General features: G+C 72.4%; 23 protein-coding genes. 11 read left to right on the top strand and 12 right to left on the bottom strand.

The window, feature by feature from the left end; genetic code table 11:
- Positions 1 to 28: 28 nt before the first annotated feature.
- Positions 29 to 1,276: an MFS transporter gene (locus EF918_RS07725; RefSeq protein ID WP_125642843.1), complete on the top strand. Its 1,248-nt coding sequence runs from the start codon at positions 29 to 31 to the stop codon at positions 1,274 to 1,276.
- 99 nt (positions 1,277 to 1,375) lie between these two features.
- Here the strand turns inward: EF918_RS07725 and EF918_RS07720 are convergent, their stop codons facing one another.
- The 7 genes from EF918_RS07720 to EF918_RS07695 form a co-directional block, all read right to left on the bottom strand.
- Positions 1,376 to 2,320: a RimK family alpha-L-glutamate ligase gene (locus EF918_RS07720; RefSeq protein ID WP_185921643.1), complete on the bottom strand. Its 945-nt coding sequence runs from the start codon at positions 2,318 to 2,320 to the stop codon at positions 1,376 to 1,378.
- A gap of 50 nt (positions 2,321 to 2,370) precedes the next feature.
- On the bottom strand, positions 2,371 to 2,787 hold the full coding sequence (gene panD / locus EF918_RS07715; RefSeq protein WP_125642836.1) for an aspartate 1-decarboxylase: 417 nt from the start codon (positions 2,785 to 2,787) through the stop codon (positions 2,371 to 2,373).
- A gap of 21 nt (positions 2,788 to 2,808) precedes the next feature.
- Positions 2,809 to 3,459, bottom strand: a complete 651-nt coding sequence (locus EF918_RS36820) for a methyltransferase (RefSeq protein ID WP_185921642.1) — start codon at positions 3,457 to 3,459, stop codon at positions 2,809 to 2,811.
- A gap of 32 nt (positions 3,460 to 3,491) precedes the next feature.
- Positions 3,492 to 4,826 (bottom strand): hypothetical protein, encoded by a 1,335-nt coding sequence (locus EF918_RS36815; protein WP_185921641.1) that lies wholly within the window; start codon positions 4,824 to 4,826, stop codon positions 3,492 to 3,494.
- On the bottom strand, positions 4,823 to 6,010 hold the full coding sequence (locus EF918_RS07705) for a peptidogalycan biosysnthesis protein (RefSeq protein ID WP_125642833.1): 1,188 nt from the start codon (positions 6,008 to 6,010) through the stop codon (positions 4,823 to 4,825). The genes EF918_RS36815 and EF918_RS07705 overlap by 4 nt, the downstream gene beginning before the upstream one ends.
- Entirely contained in the window at positions 6,007 to 7,365 is a 1,359-nt protein-coding gene (locus tag EF918_RS07700) for a DUF6002 family protein (RefSeq protein ID WP_125642830.1), read from the bottom strand. Before EF918_RS07700 ends, EF918_RS07705 begins: the two co-directional genes overlap by 4 nt.
- Positions 7,366 to 7,497: 132 nt before the next feature.
- On the bottom strand, positions 7,498 to 8,541 hold the full coding sequence (locus tag EF918_RS07695) for a methyltransferase (RefSeq protein ID WP_125642827.1): 1,044 nt from the start codon (positions 8,539 to 8,541) through the stop codon (positions 7,498 to 7,500).
- A 272-nt stretch (positions 8,542 to 8,813) separates the two neighbouring features.
- Between EF918_RS07695 and EF918_RS07690 the strand changes: the two genes are divergently transcribed.
- From EF918_RS07690 to EF918_RS36810, 9 genes are all read left to right on the top strand, one after another.
- Positions 8,814 to 9,977 (top strand): glycine amidinotransferase, encoded by a 1,164-nt coding sequence (locus tag EF918_RS07690; RefSeq protein WP_125642824.1) that lies wholly within the window; start codon positions 8,814 to 8,816, stop codon positions 9,975 to 9,977.
- A 113-nt stretch (positions 9,978 to 10,090) separates the two neighbouring features.
- Positions 10,091 to 11,278 (top strand): cytochrome P450, encoded by a 1,188-nt coding sequence (locus EF918_RS07685; RefSeq protein WP_260609955.1) that lies wholly within the window; start codon positions 10,091 to 10,093, stop codon positions 11,276 to 11,278.
- Positions 11,279 to 11,302: 24 nt separating this feature from the next.
- Positions 11,303 to 11,530: a ferredoxin gene (locus EF918_RS07680; protein WP_125642821.1), complete on the top strand. Its 228-nt coding sequence runs from the start codon at positions 11,303 to 11,305 to the stop codon at positions 11,528 to 11,530.
- 93 nt (positions 11,531 to 11,623) lie between these two features.
- On the top strand, positions 11,624 to 12,766 hold the full coding sequence (locus tag EF918_RS07675) for a glycine amidinotransferase (protein WP_125642818.1): 1,143 nt from the start codon (positions 11,624 to 11,626) through the stop codon (positions 12,764 to 12,766).
- Between the two features lie 27 nt (positions 12,767 to 12,793).
- A complete protein-coding gene (locus tag EF918_RS07670; protein WP_125642815.1) occupies positions 12,794 to 14,092 on the top strand; it encodes a cytochrome P450 in 1,299 nt (432 codons plus the stop codon).
- Entirely contained in the window at positions 14,089 to 17,169 is a 3,081-nt protein-coding gene (locus EF918_RS07665; RefSeq protein WP_125642812.1) for an amino acid adenylation domain-containing protein, read from the top strand. The genes EF918_RS07670 and EF918_RS07665 overlap by 4 nt, the downstream gene beginning before the upstream one ends.
- On the top strand, positions 17,166 to 17,915 hold the full coding sequence (locus EF918_RS07660; RefSeq protein ID WP_125642808.1) for a thioesterase II family protein: 750 nt from the start codon (positions 17,166 to 17,168) through the stop codon (positions 17,913 to 17,915). The genes EF918_RS07665 and EF918_RS07660 overlap by 4 nt, the downstream gene beginning before the upstream one ends.
- A gap of 77 nt (positions 17,916 to 17,992) precedes the next feature.
- Positions 17,993 to 19,375, top strand: coding sequence for a (3,5-dihydroxyphenyl)acetyl-CoA 1,2-dioxygenase DpgC (gene dpgC / locus EF918_RS07655; protein WP_125642805.1), 1,383 nt, complete (start codon positions 17,993 to 17,995; stop codon positions 19,373 to 19,375).
- Positions 19,376 to 19,576: 201 nt separating this feature from the next.
- Positions 19,577 to 21,193, top strand: coding sequence for an RICIN domain-containing protein (locus EF918_RS36810; protein ID WP_185921640.1), 1,617 nt, complete (start codon positions 19,577 to 19,579; stop codon positions 21,191 to 21,193).
- A gap of 48 nt (positions 21,194 to 21,241) precedes the next feature.
- On the opposite strand, the gene EF918_RS07645 is transcribed toward EF918_RS36810, so the two are convergent.
- From EF918_RS07645 to EF918_RS07630, 4 genes are all read right to left on the bottom strand, one after another.
- Complete coding sequence (locus tag EF918_RS07645) at positions 21,242 to 21,616, bottom strand: VOC family protein (RefSeq protein WP_125642802.1); 375 nt, start codon at positions 21,614 to 21,616, stop codon at positions 21,242 to 21,244.
- Between the two features lie 223 nt (positions 21,617 to 21,839).
- Positions 21,840 to 23,006: an amidohydrolase gene (locus EF918_RS07640; RefSeq protein WP_125642861.1), complete on the bottom strand. Its 1,167-nt coding sequence runs from the start codon at positions 23,004 to 23,006 to the stop codon at positions 21,840 to 21,842.
- A gap of 118 nt (positions 23,007 to 23,124) precedes the next feature.
- Complete coding sequence (locus EF918_RS07635; protein WP_125642799.1) at positions 23,125 to 23,529, bottom strand: FKBP-type peptidyl-prolyl cis-trans isomerase; 405 nt, start codon at positions 23,527 to 23,529, stop codon at positions 23,125 to 23,127.
- A gap of 85 nt (positions 23,530 to 23,614) precedes the next feature.
- Complete coding sequence (locus EF918_RS07630; protein WP_125642796.1) at positions 23,615 to 24,355, bottom strand: SDR family oxidoreductase; 741 nt, start codon at positions 24,353 to 24,355, stop codon at positions 23,615 to 23,617.
- A 100-nt stretch (positions 24,356 to 24,455) separates the two neighbouring features.
- On the opposite strand from EF918_RS07630, the gene EF918_RS07625 reads away from it, so the two are divergent.
- The gene (locus EF918_RS07625; RefSeq protein ID WP_125642793.1) at positions 24,456 to 24,941 is read left to right on the top strand and encodes an Rrf2 family transcriptional regulator; all 486 of its coding nucleotides are present in this window, start codon (positions 24,456 to 24,458) and stop codon (positions 24,939 to 24,941) included.
- On the opposite strand, the gene EF918_RS07620 is transcribed toward EF918_RS07625, so the two are convergent.
- Positions 24,938 to 25,769, bottom strand: an 832-nt coding sequence (locus tag EF918_RS07620; RefSeq protein ID WP_185921639.1) for a chloride channel protein, incomplete at its 5' end; no start/stop codon positions are given. The two genes, EF918_RS07625 and EF918_RS07620, sit on opposite strands and share 4 nt — an antisense overlap.

Here is a 25,769-nt window from a genome sequence, read left to right as displayed (position 1 = left end):
CCGACGCAGGAATGAAGCCGATCACACGATGACCACGTCCCAGATCACGCCCCTCCGCCGGGTCCCCGGATTCCGCAACTTCTGGCTCTCCCGCACCGTTTCCGGGCTCGGCTCCGCCATCACCACCGTCGCCCTGCCCGTCCTGGTCTTCCAGGAGAGCGGTTCCCCCCTGCTGGTCGCCCTGGTCGCCGCCTCCGCGACACTGCCCTACCTGGCCTTCGGCCTGATCGCGGGCGCCGTCGCGGACCGGGTGGACCGCCGCACCCTGATGGTGGCGACCGACTGGCTCAACGCCCTGTGCCTGGGCTCCGTACCGCTGGCCTGGGCCCTGGGCGGGCTCACCGCCGGGCATGTCGTGGTGGTGGCGTTCCTGTCCGCCACGCTCGCCCTGTTCTTCGACGCGGGCGTGTACGGGTTCGTCCCGGACCTCGTCGGGAAGGACGGCCTGGCCCGGGCCAACAGCGCGCTCTACGGCGCCGAGACCGTCGTCCGGATCGCCGGGAACGCCCTGGCCGGCGGCCTCATCGTGCTCGTCCGCCCCGCCGGCACGCTCGCGCTCGACGCCCTGACCTTCGCCGTCTCGGCGCTGCTCCTGCGGGCCGTCACCGGCGTCCCGCCCCGGCCCGCTCCCGCGGCCGCCGAGAGGCCGGGGCTGAAGGAATCCGTCGGGCAGGGACTCCGCTTCCTGGCCGGCCACCCCACGCTGCGGATCATGACCGTGGTCGGCACCCTCCAGTCGTTCTCCGGCGGCGCGATCGTCGGCCAGCTCGTCGTCTTCGCCGACCGGGTGCTGGGCATCCACGGCTCCGACGGGCGGATCGGCCTGCTCTACATGGCCTGGAGCGCCGGCGGCATCGGCGGATCGCTGCTCCTGCCCCGGCTGCGGCGCCGCTTCGACGCCTTCCCCCTGCTGCTCCTGGTGCTGCCGGCCGGGGCGCTGCTGGGCCTGGTGGTCGTCCTCACCACCGACTGGCGGGTCGCCCTGGTGGCGCTCACCGTGTGGGGGACGGCCTACCTCGTCGTCCTGGTGAACACCATGACCTACTCCCAGGAGGTGACACCGGCCGAGCTCCAGGGCCGGGTCAACACCACCCGCCGGATGCTGTCCTCCGGCCTCGGGGTGCCGCTCGGCGCCCTGGTGGCGAGCACCGTCACCGTGAACGCCGGCATCAGGGCGGGGATGGCCACGGCCGTCGTCGCGATCACCCTGGCCGCCGTCCTGGTCTGGGCGGTACGGCTGCTCGGGGCGCTGGGCCCGGCCGCCCCGAAGGAGTAGCGCCGCCACCACGCACCGGTCCGCGCCGCCCTGCCCGACGGCAGGTGCGGCGCGGACCGGTGCGGCGCGCGGGCCGCTTCGCCTCGCCAGGGCTCCCGCTCAGCGCGCGGGCGGGCCCGCGTCGAGCTGCCGGCGGATCCAGCCGAAGAAGGCGTCTGCCACCTTCCCGAGCTCCGGCTCCGGCATCATCGTGAAGCCGCCGTGGGCCGTGCTCCACTCGTTGAGCACGGGCCCCGAGTCGGTCATCAGCCAGTCGATGCACATCCACTCGGCCCGCAGGTCCTCGGCCATGCGAGCGCAGTGGTCGGCGACCTGGACGTGGTCCTCGTTGACCTCGATGCTCCCGCCCTGGCTGACGCTCGCCAGGTAGCCGCCCGGTCGGGGGCGGCGGGTGAGCGAGGAGACGACCTTGCCGTCGGCGACGAACACGCGCATGTCACCGTGGTGCTCGATCAACGGCTGGACGATGTAACCGGCGCCGGTCTGGGCGACGATGTCGATCGTCGCCGCGAGCTGCTGGTCGGACTCCACCCGCAGGACGCCGTAACCGCCGGTCATCTCGCGCGGCTTGACGACGTAGGGGCCGTCGCCGAGCGTCCGCCGCACCTCCTCGATCGCCCGGCGGGCGTACCTGCCGGCCGGCACCGTGACGGTGCCCGGGGTGGGGATGTCCAGCGTGCTCGCGTGCTGGAGCTGCGCGAGCTTGTCGCGCTCCAGGTAGTCGGGTCCGTCGAAGGAGCGGTTGAGCAGGACGGAACCGCTGGCCCGGATGGTGCGGTAGACGGCGCGCAGCGCCTGCACGCCCTGCGGAGCGACGGCCATGTCCTCGACGATGAAGCACTGCCGCTGCTCCAGCAGGTCCTCACCGCGGTAGCGCAGGACCGGTCCGTCCAGCGAGGACGGCACCAGGTCGGCCGCCCTGATCACCCGGAAGTCGAGGCCGCGGGGCCGCGACAGCACCGAGTAGCGCCGGGTGATGCTCTCCTCGAACGCCTCGATCTGCGTCGGGTCCGTGTCCTCGGCCTCGTATATCCATGTGATCACGGGGTTCATCTGCCGTCCGTCCTTCTCTCGTCGGTGAGCGGCGGGCCGTGTCAGGGGTTCGTCCGGCCGCCGGACCGCAGGCCGAAGCCGTCCGGTACCTCTGCGGGGTCGTCGCCCAGGCTCACGACCTGGTTGTGCTCGTCCACGAAGACCACCCGGGGCTTGAGGGCCCGGGCCTCGTCGTCGGTGACCGTGGCGTAGGCGATGAGGATGACCAGGTCCCCGGGGCTGATCAGGCGAGCGGCGGCCCCGTTGATGCCGATGACCCCGTGGCCGCGCGGCCCTTCGATGACGTACGTGGTGAGCCGGGCGCCGTTGTCGATGTCCACGATGTCGACCTGTTCACCGGGGAGCAGGTCGGCCTCCTCCATCAGGTCGGCGCTCACGGTGACCGAACCCACGTAGTGGAGATCGGCCTGGGTCACGGTCGCCCGGTGGATCTTGGACTTCATCATGGTGCGCAGCATGGTGCGGGATCTCCTTACGGGTCAGCTGGATCCGGCGGGGGAGGGCAGCCGGGACCAGAGGAAGTAGTAGTCCTCGTATCCGGCTCCGCACGCGAAGGCCCCGACGACCTCCAGGCCGGACTCCTCGGCCATCCCGGTGAAGTCCTCCGGGGTGGAGAACCGGTGGTTCTCCTGGACGAGGACGGAACCGCCGGGCCGCAGCCGGCCCGGCGCGGCGGCGTAGAAGTCGCGGTGGATGGCCCAGTCGGTGTCCTTCCAAATGAGCGGGGAGCGGGTGCGCTGGTAGTGCGAGGCGGCCGCGGCCGCGTTGACGTGCGGCGGGTTCCCGACCATCAGGTCCCAGCGCAGGTCGTCCGGCACCGCCTCGAACCCGTCGGACAGGTGGAAGCGGACCCGCCCGTGCAGGTCGTTCTCGGCCACGGTCCGTCCCACGGCGGCCCCCGCGTCGGGGTTCACGTCACCCAGGTCGAGCCGGTCGCAGAGGCCGGCCGCCAGCAGGGAGAAGCCGATGAACCCGGGACCTGCGCACCATTCGAAGACCGAGCCGACCCGGCCGATCCGGTCCCGCACGAACGGCTCGTACGCCCGGCCGAACGTGTTGCCGCCGCCGTCGAGCCCGTCCGTGTAGGACACGGAGAGCGATCCGTAGCGGGCGTGTGAGAAGAGCGTCATGCCGTCCTTCCGGGGGAGAGCCGCCTGGGGGGTCATCGCAGGGCGAACGCCACGTTCGGCAGGGCCCCGTGGCCGTGGATGCTGACCACGCCGTTCCGGCCGGGCGGCAGGTAGCGCACCATGCAGCCGGCGTCCCGCTGGTCGAACAGGAACGGGCTGAACACGGGTGTCACCTCCGCCTCGTAGCTGCCGCGGCCGTCCGGGCGGGCGAACTCCATCCGGTACGGCACCGGATCCACCCGCTCCTGCGCGATGTGGTCCTCGCCCGCGACGGCCGAAGCCACCGCCGCGCGCCAGGTGTCCGGCGGGCAGGAGCGGCCCACGAGGACCTGCTGGCCGCTCATGCCGACGGCCGGTTTCAGGACGAAGTCCTCCTGCCGTTCCCGCAGCAGTTCGGGCAGCGGCACCGTCCGGCCGTGCCGGACGACGGGACGGTCGGCGACCACCCGGGTCCACGGCAGGTACCGGCGGACGGTCGCCCGGTCCCGCTCGGTCATCCACGGCCGTCCCTCGGACAGCCAGCCGAGCACCTTCTTGTTGGCGATCATGTACGCGGTCTGGGTGGCGATCAGCCGTACGCCGGCGTCCAGGGCCGCCCGTACGGGGGAGAGGTCGATCCCGTGACCGCGCCATTCCTGGACGGTGAAGTGGCGCAGGCCGAGCTGGTAGCGGGGCCGTCCCGGCAGGCCCAGGCCGTCGAGGAGCTCCTCCGGTTCGAACACCTCGGCCGCCAGACCGCGGCGGCGCAGCGATTCGGCCTGGAGCTCCAGGTAGCGGCTGGGGCTCCCGCCGAAGTCGCGGAGCGTGCCGACGACGGCGACCCCCGGCGTGGTCCCGAGGTCACGGACGGCACGGACGAAGAGGTCGTCGCGCACCGCGAGGGGATCGACCGCGTGGAACGGCATGCGTCCCGTACCGCCGAACGCCGCCGCCCACGCGGCCGTGTGCAGCGCGGTGTCCACCACCCCGCCGATGCCCGAACCGATGTTGAACTCCACGAACTTGGGTCCGGTGGCGTCCACCATCACATCGGGGCGGGCGATGCAGGTGGCGTAGTCCTCCTCGACCCGCCCGGGCATGACGAGGGGGTACGCGCCCTCGTCGGCCCCGAGCGCGGCGATCCTCCCGGCCGCCGACGGCGCACGCTCCAGCAGCGTCCGGCGCAGCAGCCGCAGGAGCGCGCCGGCGGCCGCGACCAGCTCGTCGTAGGAGGACCGGGGGAGCATGACCGGCCGCAGGGACAGCGTGGTGGGTACCACGCGGGCGTACTCCCCGTCGTGCACCCGGGCCAGTTCCTCCTGGACGGCGGGAAGTGTGCGTCGCATGTCCAGCGGTGGCGGCGCGGCGCCGTACCACGGGACGGTCATGACAGGGCCCTTCCCGGGGAGGGCCGTGGCGCTCCCGCGAGGAACGTGTCGAGGTCCACCTCGCGTACGGCCGCCACGCCCGGGGACCTGGCGGAGTAGTCGAGCCGCGGGGCGCGCCGGTCGTCGTGGAAGTAGACCGCCTCCAGCGCACCGTCCGGCCGTTCGGCGAGGAGCGGGTTGGCGACCAGGAAGTCCCGTACCTGCGGGGTGTCGTGGCGGACCTGGAACCACAGCCGTTTGTCGCCGAAGTGGTTCGGCGGCAGGATCACGGTGGTGCCGAAGCGGCGTTTCCACTGGTAGGTGCCCTTGCTGAGGAAGGGCTCGGTGCCCTGGAAGTCCAGCCGGCGCACGTCGTGGCGGGCGCACCAGTCGATGAGGAAGTGGTAGACGGCCTTGAAGGCGCCGCTGTCGTAGTGCTCCTGCGCCCCGTCGAGCACGCCCAGCAGGCGCAGGGTCAGGGTCCGTGACGCCCGGTCCCAGTGGCAGAGGGCTCCGCCGATCCGTACGCCGTCCTCGGCGAGGAAGAACATGCGGCCGCCGCGGAAGAGGCACTCGTAGGAGACCTCCTTGGACTCCGTTCGTTCCCGGCTGCCGTGGCGCTGGAACATGGTGGGGCGGTAGAAGCGGTCGTAGAACCGGTCGAAGGCGGCGGGGTCCCGGTCCAGGCCCCAGGTCCAGGTGTGCTCGCGCAGGTCGCGCCGGAACTGCCAGCGCTCCCGTTTGGAGATGAGCCGACGGGCCCGGTCGGGGTCGTCCGGGTCGAAGTCGATCACGAAGTGCACGCGCATCGGCACGACGAGGGAGGAGACCCGGGGCAGGGCGCGGGCGCGGGCGGCGCTCGTACCGACCATGACGATGTCCGCGTCGGGCAGCCGCCCGGGCACCGCGAGGTCGGCTCCGCTCAGGCGCCCGGTGCGGCGCTCGGTCCGGTGGAGATCGGCGTCACGCCGGAGTTCGGTGAACTCCAGGGTGTAGGCGAGCCCTTCGGCCAGTCCCGCGTAGCTCACCGACAGGCCCCCCGCCTCGGAGCGGACGGCGGGGAAGCCGGCCCGGTCACGGGTGTCCCAGACCGTCCGTGCGTGGGTGAGCACCGGGTTGCCGCTGTTGCGCCAGTGGTAGCCGGTGCGCATGCGCAGCCGCTGGTGCAGCGGGGAGCGCGGCGGGGGGACGGCGGCGGGCGTCATGAGGACGGCATGGCGTCGAGCACCACGTGCTGGAGGTCCTCGGCCGTGGTCACCGGGTGCAGGTCGCGCACGGTGAGGTGGCCGTAGTCCGAGGCGGAGTAGCTGCCGGAGCCGTGCACGAGGATGTCGGGCTCGCTCACCAGGCCCCGGTCGACCGCGTTGAGCATGCCCGTCATGGCCATGGTGAGGGACCATTCGCGCAGCTCGGTGGGGTTGGCGGGCAGGCGCACGCCGACCTCGCCGAGCATCGCGCGGATCTGGCCGTAGCGGCTCAGGCACTCGGCGAGCGAGACGACGATGCCGCCGCCGCCCTGAGTGCGGATGAGCTCGTTCATACGCGGCGACGTGGGCGGGTTCCGGGTGTAGAAGGTCGGGTCGAGGGTCTCGCGCGGGTCGAAGGTCTGCGCCGGGTACCGCGGGTCGGACTCCTGCCGGAACATCCCGCTCGCGGGGTCGAGGTCGTACGCCGGGAGGGCGGCGGTGTCGGTGGAGCCGTCGTTGTACAGGCTGAGCACCATGTCGGGAGCGCCCAGGTGCTGCACCAGGAGGTAGTGCGGCGGTGTGGTGCGGGAGCGGACGTCCGCCGGGAGCCGGCTGCGGCCGTAGGCGTGGCCGAGGAGGCCGTACGCGCTGGAGACGGCGTGCACGTGGAGCCGGGCCTCGCCGGGTGCGGCGGGGAACCGCTCGGCCTCGGCCAGCGCCCTGACCACGTCCGCGGCCAGGTAGTTCTCCAGCTGCAGCGTGTACCAGAGGTTGGTCTCGCCCGCCTTCTCCAGGACGTCGCGGAACTGGTCGACGAGCTGGAGGGCGAGGGACTTGACGGTGCCGGGGACCGGGCCGCCGTAGACCGCGACGGGGTTGCGGGCGCGCAGCCCGGGGTCGGTGAACAGCTCCGAGGTCCGCAGTTTGGCCACCGAGCCCTCGGGGACCACCACGACGACGTTGAGCTGGTCGGCGTCGACCAGGCCGGCGCGCAGGGCCCGGAGCACCGCGTCGCGCAGGGCGATGGCCTTGTTGGCGGAGGAGGGGGTGACGATGGTGACCCGCTGGCCGGTGTCCTGGATGAACCGGACCGCCCTGGCCACGATGACCAGCGAGGCGAAGGTCTTGGTCGTCATCGTGGCGGGGTTCCTGGCGAGGTCGAGCAGGGCGAGGCGTCTGCCCCGGTACGACGGCATCTCGGCGTGGGCGAGACCCGAGGCCGACAGGAATGCGCGCACGGCCGGAGTGAGGTCGGGCAGTTCGACACCTGGCGTGAAGCCGCCGGTGTCCTGGCGTTCCTGGTCTCCCAGGAGGTCCCGTAACGCCGCGCGAATCTCTTCGTAATACTGGACAAGAGCGTTGTCGAGAAGCACTCTTCCCGTCCCTTTCGGATGCTGTTTCCGGGCGCAGGACCGGCTGTGGGGAAAGGCCGGGACGCGGGGGCGGCCCGGCCCGCCGTGAACAGCTTGCCGCGGGCCGTGCCGACTACCGTCGTCAGTGATGCGTCAGGGCTTTACCCCGATGTGGAAACCATGCTCGTAATCGAGCTCCGAGACGGTTCGGACATTCTCGAACCCGACCTCGGTCAGCCAGCCCTCGAAATCCTCGGCCGGGTACGCCATGCCGGTGCCGCTGGCCAGGATGTTGAAGTACAGACCGAGGCGCGCGCCGTAAATTCCCTTGGTCTCGTCCTCCGTCACGTTGTAGTCGTAGATGAAGACCTGACCGCCGGGCGGCAGCACATCGTACGCCTTCTTGAGCAGGGTGACGATCTGCTCCGCGGAGAAGATCCCGAGGACGTGGCTGAAAAGCACGGCGTCGGAACCCTTGGGGAACGGTGTGTCGAAGAAGTCGCCGGTCACGAGGTCGATCCGGTCGAGGAACTTCTGCGCTTCCTTGCCGTGGGCGAGTCGGGACACGCTCGGCTGGTCGAAGACGGTCGACCGCATCCGGGGGTGGCGCTCCAGCAGCCGGGCGGTCGTCGTGCTGTCGCCGCCGCCGATGTCCAGCAGGTTCGTGACGGCGGCGAACTCCTCGCGCTCCACGAGGTCGTTGATCGAGGCCAGGGTGAAGGCGGCCATCGCCTTGTGGAACACCGCTTCGAGCTCGGGGTTGTGGGTGAGCCGCTTGTACAGGGTGGGCTCGTCGCCGGGGTAGCTCTCCAGCGCGGTGTTCGTGCCGGCCTTCAGGGCCTTGGTCATCTGGCCGAAAGCGGGGTAGTAGATCTCTTTCCAGCCGATGAGGGTGTGGGCCCAGCTGTCCGGCTCGTCGGAGGCCAGCAGGTCCTGGGCGACCGCGGAGTTGCGGTACGCACCGTCGGTCCGCTCCATCAGACCGGCCGCGCAGACGGCCTGGAGCAGGACGCGGAGCTGGTGTTCCGGTACGCCGGTGAACTTGCGTAAGGACGCGAAATCGGAGCCGGGGTTTTCTGAGAGGAAGATGAAGATGCCCAGTTCCGCCGCGGTGGCGGCTGCGTTGAACAGGGCCGGCGCGTTCATGAGGAAGTCGAACCGCTCGTATTCCGGTCCGCTCTTCTGCTGGCTTGGCATTACTTCTTGAGCCTCCGCATCCCGGAACCTGGTGGGTTCCGGCCGATTCGGTACGTATCGGGCTATCTCGTGAAGCAGCTGCTACGCCTCGCCAGTATTGGCACCTCGCTCGCAGGCCGTCAACAAGATCGCAATGTGACGCAGGCAACATCGACCGGGCAGAATATCAATTGCGCCACTTCGGGCCGCCGTGTAAGCATGACGACTCGCCTGCCATCTACACTCAGTTATCCCTTGCTCTTTGTGTCAATTTCGCACGCACGAGGATGGGCATGTTACTGAACAGTTATGATGAATGGTCCCCCCTCAGGGAAGTAATTGTCGGCTCGGCCGAGAGCTATGTTTCGCACGAGCGCGAGCTTTCATTTGAACTCTTTTTCCACGACAACATCGCCGGGGACAACGACGCCGCCCGGCTGGAGTGGTACTACCCGCGGCTGCGCTCCCGGAACGGGACGCCCCCGTCCGCCGGCGGCACCCGGGTCCCGGTGAAGCGACGGTACGTCGACGAACTGAACGAGGACCTCCAGGGACTGGCCGAAACCCTCGCCTCCCTCGGGGTCACGGTGCACCGGCCCACGGACGTCGCCCCGGAGACGGCGGAAGTGCGCACCCCGGCCTGGTCCGCCTCGGTGGTACCCCCGCTCAACCTCCGTGACAACACCCTGATCGCCGGCGACGAGATCATCGAGACCGCACCGATGATCCGGTCCCGGTACTTCGAGACCCAGCTGCTCAAGCCGGTGTTCCAGGAGTACTTCCGGCGCGGCGCCCGCTGGTCCGTGATGCCCCGCCCCCTGATGACCGACGCCTCCTTCGACCTGTCGTACGCCCGCTCCAGCACGGCCGGCGGACCCATGGAGCCCATCGAGGACCCCCGGCCCTCGCGCTACGACGTCGGACACGAGATGCTCTTCGACGCGGCCCAGTGCCTGCGTCTGGGCCGCGACATCGTGGCCAACATCGCCACCCGCAACCACGCGCTCGGCGTCGACTGGCTGGAGCGCCACCTGGAGGGCCGCTTCCGGGTCCACCGCGTGCACCGGCTCAGCGACAGCCACATCGACAGCATGGTGCTGGCCCTGCGCCCCGGAACCCTGCTCTGCCGCTCCGAAGCGGTCCTGGACCTCCTGCCGGAGCCGCTGCGCACGTGGGACGTCATCGTCCCGCCGGCGCCGCAGGCGTACCACTTCCCGCGGTACGAGGACGACGACCTGATCCTCACCAGCCGATACATCGACCTCAACGTGCTCTCCGTCGACCCGGAGACCGTCCTGGTCAACGAGGCCTGCCCCGAGCTGGTGCGCGAGCTGGAACGCCGCGGGTTCACCGTCGTCCCGGTCCGCCACCGGCACCGCCGGCTGTTCGGCGGCGGTTTCCACTGCTTCACCCTGGACACCGTGCGCGACGGCGGCCCCGAGGACTACCTCGGCTGAGCCCTCTGCCGCCCGCCTCGCGCCGAAGGAGGTCCCTCTTGTCCACCGAACCCTTACCCACCGATCCCTTACCCATCGAACCCTCGGCCACGGACCCCTTACCCACCGATCCCTTGCCCGCGCACCCGACCGTCCGTGACCGCCCGTTCGACCCGCCCCGGGAACTGATGGAGTGGCAGGCCGACGAGCCGTTGCGCCGCATGCGCTACCCCGACGGACACATCGGCTGGGTGGTCACCAGCCACGAGCTGACACGGACCGTCCTGACCGACCCCCGCTTCAGCGCACGCTCCGAGTTCAAGCGGGCGCCCGTGCACCGACCGGGCACCGAGCCCTTCTTCGGGGTGCCGGCGGCCCCCGGATGGCTCGTCGACATGGACCCTCCCGAACACACCCGGCTACGACAGCAGTTGGCGGGCCAGTTCACCGCACGCCGGATGAAGGAGCTGAGTCCGCGGCTCGTGGCGATCACCGACGAACTGCTGTCCGGCATGGAACGCGGCGGCCCGGGCGCCGACCTCGTGGAGGCCTTCGCCCTGCCCCTCGCCTCCCAGGTGATCTGCGAGCTGCTCGGCGTCCCGTCCACCGACCGGGCGGAGTTCCAGCGCAACAGCCGCGCCCTGTTCAGCCTCCGCTCGACCGCCGCGGACACCGCCGCGGCCCTGGAACGGCTGTACGCCACCGTCCGCGGCATCGCCGCCGGCGGTGCGACCGCCGGCGGGACGCCCGGACTCCTGCGCGCGCTGGCCGAGGACGGGACCCTGGACACCGAGGAGATCGCCGGGGTCGGCGTCCTGCTGCTGACCGCCGGACACGATTCGACCACCGGATCACTGGCGCTGAGCGTGTTCGCCCTGCTCTCCCACCCCGCGGAGCTCGCCCGACTCAGGGGCGATCCGTCCCTGGTGGACAACGCCGTGGAAGAACTCCTCCGCTACCTGACGGTCTTTCACTACGGCGTCCCACGGACCCCCTTGGAGGACCTGGAGCTCGCGGGCCGGACGCTGCGGGCGGGGGACTCGATCACCGTCTCGCTGTCCGCGGCCAACCGGGACCCGCACTGGTTCGCGCACGGAGCGGACCGGCTCGACCTCACGCGCCGCACCACCGGCCACGTCGCCTTCGGCCACGGCATCCACCAGTGCCTCGGCCAGAACCTCGTCCGGATGCAGATGCGCACCGCCCTGCCCATGCTCCTGCGGCGGTTCCCCACGCTCGCCCTCGCCGTCCCGGCCGAGGAGGTCCGGCTCGCCACCGACATGAGCGTGTACGGGGTCCACCGCCTGCCCGTCACCTGGTGACGCCGACCCCCACGGAGGACCGACGTGCACGTGTCCGTCGCCAGGACGCGCTGTATCGGGTCGGGGCAGTGCGCCCTGGCCCTGCCCGACGTGTTCGACCAGGACCCCGCGGACGGCCGGGTCGTCCTGCTCGACCCGGAGCCGCCCGGTGAGCTGCGCGACGCCGTGGAGGAGGCGGTCGACCGCTGCCCGGTGCAGGCGATCTCGACACGGCCCCCCGACACCACCGCTCCTGACGCCCACCGCCCCTGAAGCCCGTTGCCCTTGAAGCCCGTTGCCCTTGAAGCCCGTTGCCCCTGACGTCCACCGCCCTTGACGTCCACCGCCGAGAAGGAAGCCTTCCGCATGCGACTGAACAGCTTCGACGACTTCACCCCGCTCAAGGAGATCATCGTCGGATCCGCGGACGGGTACGTCGACCGCATCCTCGACCTCTCGTTCGACATGTTCATCAGCGACAACCTCTCGGGCACCCGCGGCTACTTCCCGAGCCTGTCGACCTGGCGCGAGAGCGAGGCCAGGGCCCGGCGCAACGACCCCGACCGCCTCGCCCTCAAGAAGCGCCTGCTCGACGAGCTCGTCGAGGACGTGGAAGGGACCGCCGCGCAGCTCGAAGCCCTCTCGGTGAAGGTCCACCGGCCCCTGGAGCCGGCCCCCGACCTCACCAAGGTCACCACGCCCGCCTGGGACGCGGCGGTGGTCCCCCCGCTCAACGTCCGCGACAACACGCTGATCATGGGCGACGAGATCATCGAGACCCCGCCCACCCTGCGCGACCGGTACTTCGAGAACCAGTTCCTGAAGCCGGTGTTCATGGAGTACTTCGCCCAGGGCGCGCGCTGGACCACCATGCCCCGCCCGATCATGACGGACGCCTCGTTCGACCCGGCCAACGAGAACGCCGCGCCCAACATCGAGGTGCCGCAGGACCCCCGGCCCTCGCCGTACGACGCGGGCGTGGAGCTGATGATCGACGCCGCGAACTGCCTGCGGCTCGGCCGGGACCTGATCGTCAACATCTCCAACGCCAACCACGCCCTGGCCTGCGACTGGCTGGAGCGGCACCTCGACGGCCGCTTCCGGGTGCACCGGATGCACAAACTGACCCAGAGTCACATCGACAGCGTCGTCGTCGCCCTGCGCCCGGGAACCCTGCTGGTCCGCTCGGCGGACGTGGCCGACTTCCTGCCGGAGCCGCTGCGCAAGTGGGAGCTCGTGGTCCCGCCGACCCCGCAGATCAGCGACTACCCGCAGTACCCGGACGGCGACCCCATCCCGCCCAGCCCCTACATCGACCTCAACGTCCTGTCGATCGACGAGAACACCGTCATGGTCAACGACGCCTGCAAGACGCTCATCCGGACCCTGGAGGACCACCGCTTCACCGTCGTCCCGGTGCGGCACCGCCACCGCCGGCTCTTCGGCGGCGGATTCCACTGCTTCACCCTCGACACGGTCCGCACCGGCGGCGCCGAGAACTACCTCTGAGCCCCTCCGGCCAAGGGAGGCCGACCCATGCGCATCACCTCAGGCGGACCGGCCGCGCAGGACGGGCCCGGACCGGACCTGTCCGACCCACGGTTCTACGGCACCGGGGACCCGCACCCGGTGTGGGCACGGCTGCGCGCCGAGGACCCCGTCCACCGGCAGTGCCCCGTCGCCGACAAGCCCGCGTTCTGGGCCGTCACGCGGTACGCGGACGTCTCCCGCGTGCTGGCCCGGCACGGCGAGTTCACCGCGGCGCGGGGCAACATCCTCACCACACTGGGCCGGACCGACATCGCCGGCGGGAAGATGCTCGCGGTCTGCGACCCGCCGCTGCACCGGCGGCTCAAGGAACCGCTGGTGCCGCACCTGTCCCGGCCGGCGGTCCGCGCCCACGAGCCCGCGCTCCGGGAGTTCTCCCGGCGGCTGCTGTCCGCCGGTGCCCGCCAGGACACCTGGGACTTCGCGGCCGAGGCCGCGTTCTACCCGGTGGCCGTCGCGGGGCTGCTGCTCGGCGTCCCGGAGGCCGCCTGGGACCGGCTGAAGCACTTCACCTACGCCGCGGTGGCCGAGTCCGACCCCGACTACGCCCCCGCCGGATCCTCGCGGTCGCAGGTGCTGAGCCGGGCACACTCCGAGATCTTTCTGCACTTCGCCACGGAGGTGGCGCGTCCCGGCCGGGAGCGGGCCGACGACCTCATCGGGGCCCTCCTGCGCGCCGCACCGGACGACGAGCCGCTCAGCCGCCAGGAAGTGATCCTCAACGCCTACAGCCTCCTGATCGGCGCGACCGTCACCACCTCCCACGCGGCCGCCGGCGGCCTCCTGGCCCTGCTGGAGAACCCCGCCGAGTACGCCCGGTGGCGGGACAGCGGGGACACCCCCGCCCTGGTGGAGGAGATCCTGCGCTGGACCTCGCCGGCCAACCACGCCCTGCGCCACACGACGGGCGAGCTGAGGCTCGGCGACACCCGGCTCGGCGCCGGAGAGCCCGTCACCGCGTGGCTGGGCTCGGCCAACCGCGACGAGAGCGTCTTCCCCGAGCCGTTCCGGTTCGCCGTGGACCGCCGGCCGAACCGTCACATCGCGTTCGGCGTCGGGGCCCACCGGTGCATCGGAGCCCACGTGGCGCGACTCGCCCTGACCGTGCTCTTCGAGGAGATCGCCAGGAACTTCGAGCGGATCGAGCTCGCCGGCGAGCCCCGCCACCTGCATTCCACGTTCATCGCGGGCATCAAGAACCTGCCCGTCCGGACCGTCCTGGCGCCGGACGGAGCCGCCCTGCGCGACCTCCCCCCACTGGGCAAGACCCCTGAGGACGACCTGTGACCACGCCGCTCCACCCCCTGACCGCGCCGGACGCACCCGGCCCCGAACCCCGTTCGCACCCGTCCCACCACGTGGTCCGGTGTCTGCGGATCGAGGGCGAGTTCGACAGCGCGACCGCACGTGCCGCGGTGCCCCCGGACGCGCCGCCCGTCGACTTCGCCGAACTGCGGGTACCGGCCGAGAAGGCGGTCGAGCTGGCCGCCCAGGAGGCCGCCGCGCCGTTCGCGCCCGCGTCCGGCCCCCTGCTGAGGATCCGCGTGCTGCGCTTCGCCGACCGCGCGTGCCTCCTGCTGGCCGTGGCCCACCGGTCGCTGCTGGACCCCGGGGGCCTCGACGCCTTCCTGGCCGACCACGCGCGCGCCTACAGCGCCGCCCGCCGGGGCGGTCCCGCCGCCCCTGCCGCACAGCAACAGTCCGACCGGCCCGAGCGGTCCGAACGGCCCGAGCGGTCCGACCGGCCCGAGCCGACGTCGGGCCCCTCCGCCGCGCAGGCCGCCGCCGACCTCGCGTACTGGCGGGCCCGCCCGCCGCTCCCCGTGCTGGACCTGCTCACGGACCTGCCCCGCCGGCCGCGGTCCGACCGCGGCGGCGCGGTCGAGCACTTCGTCCTGCCGCCCGACCTGATCAGCGGCCTGCGCGAGCTGTCCGTGAACCCGGACGACCCGGTTACCCCGCACGACCCGGACGGCAGCGCCGCCGTGTACGCGGCCGCCGCCGTGTTCCTCGCCCGCCACACCGGGCAGTGGGAGGTCCCGCTCCTGGTGCCCGTGCGCCCGGCCCCCGCCGGCCCGGGCGGCGCCGCCCGGCCAGAGACCGAGGTGGTGCTGACCCCGCGGCTGGACGACGACCCGACCTTCCGGGAACTGACCGCCCGGACCGCCGCCGAGCTGGCCCGGGCCCGGGCGCACGCCTCGGCCCTCCCGCCCGGCGCCCTCGCACGGCTGACCGGGGACAGCGGTGACCCGGACCGCCAGGCGGTCCCCGTCACGTTCGCCGTCCGCAGCCGCCCCGCCCGGCCGCCGCAGTACGGGCAGACGGTGTGCACCCCCGTCGCCCTGCACCTGGGTACGGCCGCCCGCGACCTCTCCTTCGCCCTCGACCTGCGCGGCGACGCACTGCACGGGACGCTGGAGTACGACACCGACCTGTTCGCCCCGGTCACGGCGCAGCGGCTGGTGCGCCGCCTGGAGGAACTGCTCACCGCGGCCGCCCGACGGCCCGACACCCGCGTCACCGCCCTGCCCGTCCTCCCGTCCGAGGAGCGCGAGCTGGTGGTCACCGCATGGAACCGGACCGCGCGGGAGTTCCCCCGCGACCGCACCACCGCCTCCTTCTTCGAGGAGCAGGTGCGCCGGGACCCCTCGGCGATCGCCGTCGAGCACGAGGACGCGACCCTCACCTACGGGGAGCTCAACACCCGGGCCAACCACCTCGCCCACCGGCTGATCGGCCTGGGCGTGGTCCCCGACCAGCCCGTCGGCCTGTGCCTGCCCCCCTCCCTCGACATGGTCGTCTGCCTGCTCGGCATCCTCAAGGCCGGCGGCGCGTACCTCCCGCTCGATCCGGACTACCCCGCCGAACGGCTCCGCCACGTCGTCGACGACGCCGCGGCCCGCGTCGTCCTCACGGACGCGGAGCACGCGCCCCCCTTCGCCGGGACGGCCGCCCGGGTGCTGCTGCGCGACGCGCCGGAGCCGCCGAACGGGACACCCGCACCGCCCGGGACCGACCCCGAGGTCCCGGCCACCGCGGAACACCTGGCGTACGTCCTCTACACCTCGGGTTCCACCGGCGCCCCCAAGGGTGTGGCCGTCACACACCGTGCGCTCGCCCGGCTCGTCAAGGGCGCGGACTACGTCGAGCTCGGCCCCGACGAGGCGCATCTGCAGCTCTCGCCGCTCTCCTTCGACGCGTCCCTGATCGAACTCTGGGGAGCGCTGCTCAACGGCGGCAGACTGGTCCTGCCGCCCTCCGGGCTGCCGTTCCCCGACCGGCTCGAAGCGGCCCTGCGCCGCCACCGCATCACGACCCTGCTGCTCGTCTCGCCCCAACTGCACGTGGCGGCGGAGCGGTTCCCGCAGGAGCTGGCGCGGGTACGGCAGCTCCTCGTGGGCGGGGACGTGCTCTCGCCGGCCAGCGCGGCGCAGCTCCTGCCGCATCTGGACGACACCCGCTTCCTCCACGTCTACGGGCCCACGGAGTGCACGCTCTTCGCGACCTGGAAGTCCATCGAGGCGGTCGACACGAACCGTCCGACCATTCCCATCGGCCGGCCGATCGCCAACACCCGGACGTACGTCCTCGACGAGGACCTGAACCCGGTGCCCACCGGAGTCCCCGGACACCTGTGGCTCGGCGGCGACGGCCTGGCCCGCGAGTACCTGGGCCGCCCCGAGCTGACCCGGGAGCGCTTCCTGCCGGACCCGTTCGGTCCGCCGGACAGCCGGATCTACCGCACCGGTGACCTGGCGCGCTGGCTGCCGGACGGTGACCTGGAGTTCCTCGGGCGCAGCGACGACCAGGTCAAGGTCCGCGGCTACCGCATCGAACTCGGCGAGGTCGACGCCGCCCTGGCCGCGCACCCGGACGTCCGGTCCGTGGCCACCGTCGTCCGTGACGACGCCCCCGGCGGACAGGCGCTGGCCGCCTACCTGGTGGGCGACCGGCACCTCGACGACCGCGAGCTGCGCGCCCACCTCGCCTCCCGGCTGCCCGCCTTCATGGTCCCGGCGGCCTTCGTCCGGCTCGACGCGATCCCGCTGACCCCGAACGGGAAGGTGGACCGCAAGGCGCTGCCCGCACCGGAGTTCGGGGCCGGCGACGCTCCGCAGGAGGGGCCGCGCACCGAGCTGGAGGCTCAGGTCCTCGGCACGATCGCCGAGGTCCTCGGGCTGCGTGCGGTGGGCGCCGACGAGGACTTCTTCGACCTCGGCGGCAACTCCCTGCTGCTGGTCGACCTGTTCACCCGACTTCAGTCACGGGTCCCGGACAGCGGGCTCACCCTCGTGGACCTCCTGGAGAACCGCACAGGGGCCGGCATCGCCGCACTCGTCGAGCTCTCGCGGGGCGGCGCGTGAACCTCGCCGCCACACCCTGGCTCCTCGGGCGCGTCGAACCCGACGCCCCGGGCGAGCGCCTGTTCTGCTTCCCCCACGCCGGCAGCGGCGCGAGCGCCTTCCGCCGCTGGCCGGGCGCGCTGCCCGCCTCGGTCCGGTGCTGCCCGGTGCAGCTCCCGGGCCGCGAGAACCGACTCGCCGACCCGATGCCGGACACGATGGACGAACTGGCGCAGCACACCGTAGAGGCCCTGCTGCCCCTGCTGCGTCCGCCGTACGTCCTCTTCGGCCACAGCTTCGGCGGCCTGCTGGCCTACGCGGTGGCCCGGCACCTGCACGAGCGGGGGGACCCGCTGCCACGGGCGTTGCTGATCTCGGGCGCCCGCCCACCGCACCTCGCGGCGCAGGAGTCGTACCACACGCTCCCGTACGACGAGCTCCTCGCCCATGTGCGCGCGACCAACGGCATCGCCGAACCCCTCCTCCGGCACGAGGAGTTCGTCCGCCGCCTCCTCGACGTGCTGCGCGTCGACCTGCGGATCGCCGCCGAGTACCGACCCCCGGCCGGCGCACCGCTGCCCTGCCCGGTCCGGTGCCTCGCCGCGGACGACGACCCCGTGGTGCCGCCGTCGCTCGTGGAGGGCTGGCGCGCCTACGCCGGCGGGGAGTTCGACCTCCGGCGGGGCCCCGGCGACCACTACGCGGTGTACGACGTGTCCGGCGCCCTGTTCGCCGAGATCGCCCGCCACGGTCCGGCCGGCCGATGAGGGCGTGCGACCGCCACGAGGACCACCTCGACCGCGACGACCCCACCACGAGGAGACGACCCGTCATGGACACAGCCGTGTCAGCCCGATCCCCGCAGGCCCCGCCGCTGTCCGGCTCCGGAGCCGGCCGACCGCCCGAGCCGCCGTCCTTCCGCGGCAGCACCGCGGCGGACGCACGCCTGCTGACCGCCTACACCGAAGCCTGCGCCGAGTCGGCCGCGGCCATGCCGCCCCCGGCCGAGCGCTCCGCCGCCGAGCGCGGCTCCGCCGACCGGATCGAACAGGCCGCACGACGTGCCAGACACGCCTTCCTCCAGGCGCACGCCGGCCACCTCTACGACGAGCTGACCGACGGCCGCACCCGCCGGCCCCGCCTGGACGAGCTGGCCTTCGCCGCTGCCGAGCACTACCCCGGCCTGGTCCCCGACCGCGCCCAGGTGGCCGCCGACCGCCGACTGCCCCAGGCCGAGAAGTCGGGCGGGGAGATCGACCAGGGCATCCTGTTCGCGCACCTGCTCGACCGGCGCGAGACGGGCGAACACCTCTTGCGGTCGATGCTGGCGCCCACCCCGCGGGCACTCGACCTGCTCCCCGAGTTCCGCAGGACCGGCCGGACGGACCTCGGCCAGGCGACCGTGCACCGTGACGGATGCGTGGCCGAGGTGACCATCTGCAACCAGGACGTCCTCAACGCCGAGGACGACGCGGTGGTCGAGGCCCTGGAGACGGCCGTCGACCTCGCCCTCCTCGACGAGTCCGTGACCGTGGGCGTGCTGCGCGGCAGCGTCCTGTCCCACCCCCGCTACCGCGGCCGGCGCGCCTTCGGCGCCGGTATCAACCTCACCCACCTCTACACCGGGCGAATATCGTTCGTCGACTTCATGCTCCGCCGCGAACTGGGCTACATCCGCAAGCTCATCCACGGCCTGCACCACGGCGCGGCGGACGACCCGTTCCTCCTTCCCGGGGGCAAGCCGTGGGTGGGCGCCGTCGACACCTTCGCCATCGGGGGCTCCACCCAGGTCGCGCTCGTCCTCGACCGGGTGATCGCCGACACCGACGCCTACTTCTCGCTCCCCGCGCTCGCGGAGGGCATCATCCCCGGCGCGGCCAACCTCCGCCTCGGGAGGGTGGTCGGCCGGCGCATGGCCGAGCGGCTGATCTTCTTCGGCGAGAAGGTCAGGGCCACCAGTCCCGAGGCCCGGGCCCTGTGCGACGAGGTCGTGGCGCCGGTGGCGCTCGATGCGGCCGTGGCCGCCTCCGCCGAACGCCTCGCCGACCCCGCGGTCCCCGCCAACCGCCGCATGCTGCACCTGGCCGAGGAGTCCGACGACGTCTTCCGCACCTACATGAGCCGGTACGCGCTGGAGCAGTCCGCCCGTATGCACAGCCCCGACGTGGTGGCCAAGCTGGAGCGGACGTGGATCAACCGCAGGCCCACGGGCACCCGGGCAGGGTGAGCCCAGGCTCACGCCGGTCATGTCGGTCGGACGGCACATGCCACAGGCGCATTCTTACGACTATTGCGGCATCCGGGGGAACGGGTGCGGAAGAACTGACGGTCGGTCATATGCCTGGTCATAGTGGGTGCGGCGGGGCGGGGCGTCGGTACGCCCGCTCCCGCCCGTCCGCACGCCCGTCCGCTCCTCAGGGAGGACCGCATGGACATCGACCGCACGGACATATCCGTTCGGAACGCGCCGGGTTCGCCGGGCCCGTCGTCACGCCGGGCGTTCCCCCGGCGGTTACGCGGCGCGCTGGCCGCCACGCTGCTGGCGGCCGCGGCCGCCGTCCCGCTGACGGCCTCCGGCGCCGCCGCCGCCTCGCCGATCTGCCTGAGCGGCACGCTCCAGTACGACTACCGTTCGGCCGAGGCCGGCACGGCCAAGCCCACGGTGACCAAGCCGGTCCGCAACGCCAACGTCGAGCTGTGGGGCGCCGAGAAGTCCACCGACACCCCGCGCAAGCTCAGCGCCGACTACCAGTACACGGCCGTGGGTGACGGCGGCTTCAACCTGTGCCACACCCCCGCGACCACCACGTCCATGAGCAGCATGTGGGTGCGGTTCCGCGCCGAGAGCACGAAGCTGTGGAAGGTCAGCGACGCCAACGGGGCTGCGTACACGCTGGATTCGCCCGTCCGGACCGGCGTGACCGCCAGCACCTCCCTGGGCACCCTCAAGCCGTCCGCCGACACCGCCCGCGCCTGGCACGCGTTCGACACCGTCAACCTCCTGTGGTGGAGCCGCAACAATCCCGCCGGCATCTGCTGGTCCGCCCACGAGGCGAACGGGAACGCCTGCACCGAGCTGAACATCCGCTGGACCAGCAGCTCGACGGACGGCCCGTACTACGACCTCGCCAACACCGTCCACCTCGCCGCCGGCGACCCCGACTCCGAGCACACCGTGCTGCACGAGGCCGGCCACTTCTTCATGCACCGCCTGTACGACGGCTGGTGGCCCACCGTCACCGGCTGCAACCCGCACTACGTCGAACGGACCAGCTCCGACACCTGCGCCTGGGTCGAGGGCTTCGCCGACTCCGTCGCCGCCTACCTGCTGGGGGACTACCGGTACGTGTTCCCCGACGGCACCAGCGCGGGCTTCACGTACTCGGCCGGCTGGCACACCGGGGACCGGGTCCAGGGCAACGTGGACGGTTCGCTGCTCGACCTGTGGAACCACGTCGACGGCGGCTGGAACGGCACCATCGGCGTCCTGACCGGGCACACCGCCTCGACCTTCGCCCAGTACTTCAAGACGCTGCGGCCCGCCGCGACTCCCGCGCTCAGCACCACCGGGACCGCCCTGACCTACCTGGCCGCCCACACCATCGACTACGGGCCGACGATCGTCGGCGACGGCCGGTACCACAGCCTCACCAACGGTGGAGGCCTGGCCCTGGAGCACGTCGGTCAGTGCGCCGCCACGACCGATGTCGTGGCCGGCATCACCACGTACGACCCCACGCGGGCCTCGCAGCGGTGGAAGACGGACGCGAACGGTGACGGCACGGCGCGGATCTACGACAGCTGCCCCGACCCGCTCACCCTGACCGCGCCCGCCGGCGCCGGCGCCCAGGTCACCCTGAAGGCCTTCAACGCCACCGACCCGTACCAGAAGTGGCGGGTCACCCAGAACACCAGCGGAACCCTGACCCTCACCAACCCGACGACCGGATACGTCCTCGACAGCACCGGCCTCACCGCCGGCTCCGCCGTCACCGTGACCGCGGCCGGGAATGCGCCCACGCAGAACTGGGCCAAGTTGAGCTGACGTTCGGGGCGCGACCGGTGCGGCCCGGGCCGCACCGGTCGCGTTCTGCTACAGGTAGGGGCGGGTGATCAGCTCGATCAGGTGGCCGGAGGGGTCCTTGAAGTACACGCCCCGACCGCCGTGTTCGTCGTTGATCTCACCGGCGCGGCGCATCTGCGGGTCGGCCCAGTGCACGATGCCGCGGTCGCGCAGCCGCTGGTACGCGCGATCGAACAGCGGGTCGTCGAGCAGGAACGCGTAGTGCTGCATCTGGATCTCCACCGGGGGCTCGGCGAACTGCAGCAGCACGCCGTCGGCGAACCGGATGTTGGTGAACGGGCCCCAGGACGGCGCCTCTTCGAGCTCCAGCAGCTCGCGGAAGAGCCGGGCCGACTCGTTGCGGTCGGTGGAGGCGATGATGGTGTGGTTGAACGTGGCTGACATACGGATGACCTCACAAGGGTTCGACACGGAAAGGGACTCGCGATGCGGCGAGTACCGGGAGGTCCGCGTGCCGAACTGCGGGGGTGCGTGATCTGCACCCACCGTGCGATCAGCCCTCCACCGGATGGCCGATCCGTGCGTGGCGTCGTGCCGGTCCGGTGTTCACGAGGGGGACGTTACGTGATCGAACCGGCCGGGGCAACCGTCCGACGGCCGGCCGCGGTCAGTGCGCCGCCCAGGCCCGGGTGCTGAGCTCGGGGCACAGCAGGACGTCCGCCGCCGTGCAGGCGAGGGCCTGCGCCGCGGCGAGCAGGACGCGGCGACCGCGCGGTGATGCGGCCGCGGCCGCGAACGCGGCTGTGTGGTCGCTGCCGTCGGCCGGATCCATGACGGCGAGGAAGGGGTGGATGGCGGGCAGGCGGCTGCTGACGTTGCCGATGTCGGACGACCCCAGGTACACGCCGGGCTGAGGATCCGTCAGCCGGATCCCGGCGCGGTCCAGGTGCCCGGCGAACCGCGCGGAGAGCACCGGGTTGTCCTGGAAGTGCTCGTAGCGTGCGCCCACTTGTGCCACGGTGACCGTGGTCCCGGTGGCCGCGGCCGTCCCCTCGGCGCACCGCTGCAGCTCGCCCGCGAGCGCCTCCAGTGCGGCGGTGGTCGCGCCGCGGAGCCCGAACAGCCCTTCGGCGTAAGCGGGCACGACGTTGGTGGCGCGTCCGCCGTCGGTGACGATGCCCTGGACGTGCGACCCCGGCGGGAGCCGGCGGTGCAGCACCCCCAGGGTGTTGAACAGCTGGATCAGGGCGCCCAGCGCGTCGACGCCCTCGGTCGGGTTGCCGGTGGGATGGGCGGCGCGGCCGTGGAAGGCGATCCGGACCTGGGCGCTGGCGGTCAGTGGCGCCCACGACCAGCTGTGGACGCCGGGATGCACCATCAACGCCGCGTCCACCCCGTCGAACACCCCGGCGTCCACCAGCGCCACCTTGCCCCCGCCCCGCTCCTCCGCGGGCGTGCCCACGGCCAGCAGACAGCCCGGCGGGTCGCCGAGGGCGGCCCGCACGGCGAGGGCCGCGCCCAGGCCGGCCGCGGCGATCAGGTTGTGCCCGCACGCGTGGCCGAGCCCCGGCAGCGCGTCGTACTCCAGGAGCAGCGCCACCCTCGGCCCCTCGCCGCTGCCGGCCGACGCGGTGAACGCGGTGGCCAGTCCGGCCGTCGCGTGCTCGACCCGGAAGCCCTCCCGTGCCAGCTCCGACGTGAGCAGCGCGGCGGCCCGGTGCTCCTCGTAGGCGGGCTCGGGGTCGCGGTGGAGGGCCGAGGCGATGTCCCACAGTCGGTCGGCGCGGACCGCGACGGCCTGCCGGATCCGGCGGTGGACGTCGACGTCGACGATGACGGGGTCGACGGCTTCGGGGTCGAGGGCGTCGGGCACGGAGGACCTCCCTGGGCGGGGTCGTCGTCGTGCGTGTTCCCCGGCGGCGCCCCTTGATGTGCCGTCCCTCGCCGTGCCGTCAGCCCTTGCTCCACCCCGTCGTGCCGGAGTAGGCGTCGAGCAGGTCCACCACGAAGACGAGGGTCGAGCCCGGCGGGATCAGCGATGACGGGGACCGGTTGCCGTAGCCGAGGCGCGGCGGAATGATCAACTCGCGCCGGCCACCGACCCGCATCCCCCGCACCCCGCGGTCCCAGCCCTTGATGACCCGGCCGCTGCCCAGGGCGAACTTGAACGGCTCGCCCCGGTCCCAGGAGGCGTCGAACTCCTTCCCGGACGCGAAGGTCACCCCGACGTAGTGGACCCGCACCACCATCCCCGGCTTCACCTCGGGCCCGTCCCCGACGACCAGGTCCCGGACGGTCAACTCGGTCGGAGCGTCCCCCTCCGGGACGTCGACCCGCGGCTTCGTCGGTTCACTCATGGCAGCCTCACCCCTGGCGACGTTCCGTTCGGTACGGGGACACGCTACCGAGCGGGCCGGGACCGCACGCGGCCTCGCCGGTGCTCTAGCGGGCGCCGGCCAGCCAGTCCGCGTAGCGGGTCGGGGCCAGGCGGGCGCCGGGGCCCGGCGTGAGGACGTCGCCGGGGACCGCCGCGAACATGCCGGCCCGGTCGTCGGTGACGACCGTCCGGGGGTCCTGGCGGAGGGAGAGGGTGAGCCGGCCCAGCTCGTCCAGGGTGAAGACCTCGGGGCCGGCGACCTCGGCCGTGCCGTCGAGCGGCTCGCCGGTGGCGACGTCGGCCAGGGCCGCGACCACGTCGGCCGTCGCGACCGGCCGGACCGGGGTGGCGGGCAGCCGGACGGTGCTGTCGTCCGCGGTCCAGGACATGACCGCGTCCATGAACTCGAAGAACTGGGTGGCGCGCACGATCGAGTACGGGGTGGGCCCGCCGCGCAGGAGCTCCTCCTGGAGCGTCTTCGCACGGTAGTAGTCCAGCTGCGGCACCTGGTCGACCCCGACGATGGACAGCACGACCTGGTGGCGGACGCCCGCGCGTTCGCCGGCGGCGAGGAGGTTCCCCATGGTGGTGTGGAAGAACTCCGGGGAGGCCTCGTCGAAGGTGGGGGAGTTCGTGACGTTGACGACCGTCTCCGCGCCCGCGAGCGCCTCGTCCAGTCCCGTGCCGGTGAGCAGGTCGACCCCGCTCGACAGGGACGCGGCGACCACCTCGTGTCCGGCGTCGCGCAGCCGGGAGACGAGCTGGGAGCCGATCAGTCCGGTACCGCCGATGACCGTGATCTTCATGGCCTTGTCCTTCCGCGCAGTCAAACTCGGACAACTCTTGTCCGAGATGATACTCGGATATTCTGGGTCCGAGTACCAGAGCGCGGGGAGGGGAGGGCGTATGAAGCTGTCCGGTGGCGTGGAATGGGCGCTGCACTGCTGTGTGGTGCTGACCGCGGCGACCGAGCCCGTCCCGGCCGCCCGCCTGGCGCTGCTCCACGACGTCTCGCCCAGCTACCTCGCCAAGCAGATGCAGTCCCTGTCCCGCGCGGGCCTGGTCACCTCCGTCCAGGGCAAGACGGGCGGGTACGCCCTGACCAGGGCGGCCTCCGAGATCACCGTGCTGGACGTGGTGCAGGCCGTCGACGGGGCGGGCCCGGCCTTCGTGTGCACCGAGATCCGCCGGCGCGGCCCCCTGGGCACCCCGCCCGAGGAGTGCACCGCGCCGTGCGGCATCGCCCGTGTGATGGGCGCCGCGGAGGCTGCCTGGCGGGCGTCGCTGCGCGGGGTCACCATCGCCGACCTGGTCGCCTCGGTGGAACGGGACAACGGCCCCGAGGCACTCCCGGGCATCGGTGCCTGGCTGAACCCGACGAGCTCCCCCTAGGCCCGCTGCTGCAGCGGGACGGCCGGTCCCTTCGGCAGGAGTTCGACCGTCACGAAGGCCACCACCGAGGCCAGGATCGCCACCGGGATCATCGCCGTGCTGCCGAGGACCAGGACCACCAGCAGCACGCTGCTCACCGGCAGCCGCAGGGCGGCGGTCGACGCGGCGGACATGCCGGCCGCGAGCCCCGCGCCGACGCCGAGGCCCGGCAGCGGGGCCAGCAGCACACCGGCCGCGGCGCCGAGGAACAGGGCCGGGAAGATCGGGCCGCCGCGCAGACTGCCCAGGCACACGCCGTAGCCCACGCCCTTGCACAGCAGGACCGCGACGAGCGCCCCCACGCCCCAGGCCTGCGGGCTCGCGGTCAGCTCGGCCAGGGTGGCCTGGCCCGAGGAGGCCACGTCGGCCGGCGGCCGCCCGGTGGTCACGGCGTACACCGCGGCGCAGCCGCCGGCCAGCAGCCCGAACACGGCCGTGCGCGGCACGGTCCGCTCCGCGACCCGCAGCGCGGTCAGCCGGCCGCCGTACTGGATCGCGTAGACCCCCAGCCCGACGAGCACGGCCAGGAGGATCCCCCAGACCACGTCCCCGGTGTCGAGCCGCCCGAAGGCGACGCCCGGCTTCACCCGCAGGCCGCCGGCCTCCAGCCCCGTCCAGCGGCCGAACCCGGTGAACACCAGCGAACCGATCCCGCTCGACAGCAGCGCCGGCAGCATCACCGCGAACAGCTGGGGCCCGCCGACGCCCACGATCTCCATCAGCATCACGGCCGCGACCAGCGGATTGCCGAAGATCGACGCCATGGCCGCCGCGGCCCCGGCCGTGCTC

The sequence above is a fragment of the Streptomyces sp. WAC06614 genome (assembly GCF_003949795.1).
Lineage (GTDB): Bacteria > Actinomycetota > Actinomycetes > Streptomycetales > Streptomycetaceae > Streptomyces.
This window is presented reverse-complemented; position numbering and strand designations above follow the sequence as displayed.

Excerpts from the sequence above, each read along its gene's own strand:
- EF918_RS07725 (WP_125642843.1), top strand. The coding sequence starts at position 29 with ATGACCACGTCCCAGATCACGCCCCTCCGCCGGGTCCCCGGATTCCGC.
- panD (WP_125642836.1), bottom strand. The coding sequence starts at position 2,787 with ATGCTGCGCACCATGATGAAGTCCAAGATCCACCGGGCGACCGTGACC.
- EF918_RS36820 (WP_185921642.1), bottom strand. The coding sequence starts at position 3,459 with ATGACGCTCTTCTCACACGCCCGCTACGGATCGCTCTCCGTGTCCTAC.
- EF918_RS36815 (WP_185921641.1), bottom strand. The coding sequence starts at position 4,826 with ATGACCGTCCCGTGGTACGGCGCCGCGCCGCCACCGCTGGACATGCGA.
- EF918_RS07705 (WP_125642833.1), bottom strand. The coding sequence starts at position 6,010 with ATGACGCCCGCCGCCGTCCCCCCGCCGCGCTCCCCGCTGCACCAGCGG.
- EF918_RS07695 (WP_125642827.1), bottom strand. The coding sequence starts at position 8,541 with ATGCCAAGCCAGCAGAAGAGCGGACCGGAATACGAGCGGTTCGACTTC.
- EF918_RS07690 (WP_125642824.1), top strand. The coding sequence starts at position 8,814 with ATGTTACTGAACAGTTATGATGAATGGTCCCCCCTCAGGGAAGTAATT.
- EF918_RS07675 (WP_125642818.1), top strand. The coding sequence starts at position 11,624 with ATGCGACTGAACAGCTTCGACGACTTCACCCCGCTCAAGGAGATCATC.
- EF918_RS07670 (WP_125642815.1), top strand. The coding sequence starts at position 12,794 with ATGCGCATCACCTCAGGCGGACCGGCCGCGCAGGACGGGCCCGGACCG.
- EF918_RS36810 (WP_185921640.1), top strand. The coding sequence starts at position 19,577 with ATGGACATCGACCGCACGGACATATCCGTTCGGAACGCGCCGGGTTCG.
- EF918_RS07645 (WP_125642802.1), bottom strand. The coding sequence starts at position 21,616 with ATGTCAGCCACGTTCAACCACACCATCATCGCCTCCACCGACCGCAAC.
- EF918_RS07635 (WP_125642799.1), bottom strand. The coding sequence starts at position 23,529 with ATGAGTGAACCGACGAAGCCGCGGGTCGACGTCCCGGAGGGGGACGCT.
- EF918_RS07630 (WP_125642796.1), bottom strand. The coding sequence starts at position 24,355 with ATGAAGATCACGGTCATCGGCGGTACCGGACTGATCGGCTCCCAGCTC.
- EF918_RS07625 (WP_125642793.1), top strand. The coding sequence starts at position 24,456 with ATGAAGCTGTCCGGTGGCGTGGAATGGGCGCTGCACTGCTGTGTGGTG.